Origin of the sequence: Moorena sp. SIO4A5, from assembly GCF_010672005.1 — a bacterium.
Lineage (GTDB): Bacteria > Cyanobacteriota > Cyanobacteriia > Cyanobacteriales > Coleofasciculaceae > Moorena.
On sequence record NZ_JAAHHZ010000431.1, the window covers coordinates 1 to 4,047 of the forward strand.

The following is a 4,047-nucleotide window of genomic DNA, read 5'->3' on the forward strand; positions in this document are numbered from 1 at the left end:
GCTGGAGAGTTCTAACGGTGACACCAGCGATTTTGGCGAATTCATGAGGACGATAATGCATCTTCGACAATCCTGTGTAGGTTTGTCGAAGATTGTGGATGATTCAAGGACTAATTGTCAACTCTCCGAAGTTTAATGTAGTGCCACCGGGAGTAAATGAAACTGTCTTCTTCCCCTACACCCGCACTCAAGGGCGAGTAGCTAGTGATATTAAGCGGTTGGATGAATTGCTGTTTACCCTAGACGACGAGGCCCAGGTGTTTGGCAAACTGGATTATCCTAACAAGCGCCCGATTTTTTCCATGGCTCGTCTTGACCGCATTAAGAACCTGACTGGATTAGCGGAGTGCTTTGGTAAGAGTCGAAAGTTGCAGGAACGCTGTAACTTGATTTTAATTGCGGGTAACTTGCGCACTGAAGACTCCAGCGACAGCGAAGAAAAGGCAGAAATTGTCAAGCTTTACCAGATTATTGAGGAGTATAATCTCTACGGCAAGATCCGCTGGTTAGGGGTGCGCTTATCAAAGAGTGACTGTGGTGAAGTCTATCGGGTGATTGCTGACCGTCATGGTATTTTTGTGCAGCCAGCCCTGTTTGAAGCCTTTGGTCTAACAATTTTGGAATCGATGATTTCTGGTTTACCAACCTTTGGTACCCAATTTGGTGGACCGTTGGAGATTATTCAGGACAAGGTCAATGGTATCCTGATTAACCCTACTAACCAGGAGGAAATGGCTCAGAAAATCCAGGATTTTGTGACTAAGTGCGAGGAAAATCCCCAGTACTGGGAGGAAATTTCCAATCAGGGCATAGAACGAGTCTACAGCACCTATACTTGGAAAATCCACACTACGCGCTTGCTATCCTTAGCAGGGATTTACGGCTTCTGGAACTATACGTCTAAGGCAAACCAGGAGGATATGCTGCGTTATCTAGAAGCGTTGTTCCATCTGATTTATAAGCCTCGGGCTAAAAAGCTTTTGGAGGAGCATATGAGTCAGATTACTTAGGTTTTATAGCAATTCTCATAGTCATGAGCGACATTGCTTATCCTTTTAAGGCAGAAGGCAGAAGGCAGAAGGCAGCAAGGCAAGAAGCTCTTAAGGCAATAAGTGCCAATCAAAAGTGTACCTCATAGCTATGAGAAACGCTATATAGCTATGGTTGGAAGAGAGTCAAGCAGAATTTAGTTACGATTAACCTGAGTTCGACGTAAGAAAATCAGCTACAAACACCAACTCACCTGAGTTACAGAGTTTTGTTCTGTCGGAGCAATTATCAATAATCAATGATTATTGATAAATCCTTGTCGTTAACTACTTCCCATGATTGTAAATTTTTATTACTTTAAATTAAATAATATTAACATTATCTTCTTTTTTTGCACCAAACCTCTGATAATAAATAATTATTTTTCAGAGAGAAACAGAGCATGGAAATTGAAAAATTGTTTTGTGAAATAGACGACTTTTGTTTAGTCTTTGAAGAAAGCTTCAAGTCGAAGCTAATTGCACATCAAACAAAAAAAATAATCCGAAAAAGTAAACTGTGTTTGAGTGAAATCATGAATATTATTGTTGATTTTAATCGTTAAATTTATCGAATTTTCAAGGCTTATTATCAACATTTACTTCAATTTTACCAACAAAACTTTCCTCGATTAGTTAGTTGCAATCGATTTGTTGAGTTAATTTATCAGACTTTGATGCCTTTAATTTTTTATCTAAATTATCGTACAGTACCAGTGACAGGAAGAACGTTTTATCGACAGTATACCCATACCAATTTGCCATCCCAAAAGAGCCAAAATAAATAAGGGATTTACTGGTTTAGCGGCCTGGGGCAAAAGTTCTATGGGTTGGTTTTTTGGCTTTAAACTTCATTTAATAATTAAGGGATTTACTAGTTTAGCGGCCTGGGGCAAAAGTTCTATGGGTTGGTTTTTTGGCTTTAAACTTCACTGTACCTGTGCCAGATTTAACCCAGAATATCTGGGGTTATCTGGAGATCAAGGTTATATCAAAAAAGAATTATGGTCAGAAGTCTGGAACAAAAACATCAAACTCATTACACCTCTCAAAAAGAATATGAATAATAAATTAATGCTTTCCTGGAAACAAATAATGCTCAGAAAAAGATCTTTAATTGAGACAGTTAATGACCAGTTAAAAAATATTTCACAAAGCGATGCATCAAGACATTGAACATTATCGTCATCCTAGCATTATTAATTTTCTGGTCAATGTCGTCGCTGGTTTAATTGCTTATTATTTTCAACCCAAAAAGCCTTCGTTAAATTTGACAAAAGAGGGTCTAAAATACAAAAATTACTAGTTTCATTAACTTGTAAATTCTTTTTTTATTTAGTTAAATTTATCAATACAGTATTTTTTGTCTCACGGGGTGACAACAAATATCAAACCTAGATAGGTGTTAGATTTTAGGTTTTAGGTTTTGGGTAAAATGAGCGCATCGGAGTCATTTGTATTTGCCAGCAATTGAAGCAAATTTTACCAATTAAACTTCTTCTATAGTTTTATTAAATCCATCCCGCTTGACAATCTTCCCTAAAACCTAACCCCTAAAACCTAACCCCTGTAAGATTTTCAATTAGCTTGTCACCCCCTGAGATTTTTTGGACTAGTATTTTTTGAACTTTTGATGTCAATAAACGCAGATTATTGACACAAGCTTTACTCTGATTGATTTTCAGATTTATCCCTTATATCGAACTCAGGTATATATAGCTATGGTTGGACGAGAGTCAAGCAGATTTTAGTTACGATTAGGGTTGACAAGTATTTTTTTTTGTGATAGTTTTTTAATCGTGCTTAGTATAGGGCGCTATCAACGCTCAAAAAATAAGCACACCGAAGTATAGTTAAAACAGTAAAAAACTGTTGTAAGGGAGCAAGTAAGCGTTGAAAAACGCTATCTACCAAGGAGCTTGAAACTTGGAAAATATCAGATGTTCAGACCTTGACGAGAAGTTTTCCAATCTGGTAGAGTTGTTGCGCTTGAGAGCCCTAACTCAGCCTGCTAAAATCGCTTATACCTTCCTAGAAAAAGGGGAAGAAGAAACTGATCGTATCACCTATGAGGTATTAGACAAACGCTCAAGGGCGATCGCCAGCCAGTTGCAGTCTCTGGGGGCAACGGGGGAACGAGCTTTGCTAGTCTATCCACCAGGTATAGACTTCATTGCTGCCTTCTTTGGGTGCTTGTACGCTGGCGTAATTGCAGTGCCCGCTTATCCACCACCCCGACGCAGTCACAATCTCTCTAGGTTATTAGCGATCGCATCAGATGCAGAGGCGTTGTTTGCCCTAACTACCACATCTCTTATGACCGAGTTAACCAGTCGCTTTGCCCAGCATCCAGCTCTGGGGAGGCTGCACCTGCTTGCTACCAATAAATGCGTACGCGACCAAGGGTTGGACTGGTCTGAAGCAAACCTAGACCGCAGTAGCCTGGCCTTTATCCAGTACACCTCCGGTTCTACGGGAACACCCAAGGGAGTGATGGTGAGTCACGGTAATCTGCTACACAATGAGCGGATGATTAAGCAAGCCTTCGGACATAATAGCCAGCAAACAAGTGTAGTAGGTTGGTTGCCGACTTTCCACGACATGGGACTGATTGGAAATGTATTGCAGCCCTTGTATTTGGGCATAAGAGCAATTCTTATCTCACCCCTGGCATTTCTCCAGCAACCTATCTTTTGGCTACAAACCATTTCACGATACCAAGCTACTACTAGTGGCGGCCCCAATTTTGCTTATGACCTGTGCGTTCGTAAAGTTAAGCCAGACCAGTTGGCTACTCTAGATCTGAGCAGCTGGGATGTGGCTTTTACAGGAGCAGAACCAGTCCGTGCCGAGACTCTAGAGCAGTTTGCTGCTAAATTTGGCCCCTGTGGCTTCCGAAAAGAGGCGTTTTACCCCTGCTATGGCATGGCAGAAGCGACGTTATTTGTGTCTGGGGGGTTGAAAACAGAGCAACCAGTTATCTGTTCGCTTGATGGGAAAGCATTAGAGCAAAATAAAG

At 40.5% G+C, this 4,047-nt stretch carries 3 protein-coding genes; all 3 read left to right on the plus strand.

Features of this window, described 5'->3' with window-relative positions:
* The first annotated feature begins 98 nt into the window (after positions 1-98).
* Positions 99-1,010, plus strand: a complete 912-nt coding sequence (locus F6K57_RS38550) for a glycosyltransferase (protein ID WP_364305895.1) — start codon at positions 99-101, stop codon at positions 1,008-1,010.
* A 753-nt stretch (positions 1,011-1,763) separates the two neighbouring features.
* Positions 1,764-2,204, plus strand: a complete 441-nt coding sequence (locus F6K57_RS38555) for a transposase (protein WP_293073861.1) — start codon at positions 1,764-1,766, stop codon at positions 2,202-2,204.
* 750 nt (positions 2,205-2,954) lie between these two features.
* On the plus strand, positions 2,955-4,047 hold a 1,093-nt coding region (locus F6K57_RS38560; RefSeq protein ID WP_293073858.1), incomplete at its 3' end, for an AMP-binding protein.

Coding starts and splice junctions, on each gene's coding strand:
- F6K57_RS38550 (WP_364305895.1), top strand. CDS start 99: ATGATTCAAGGACTAATTGTCAACTCTCCGAAGTTTAATGTAGTGCCA.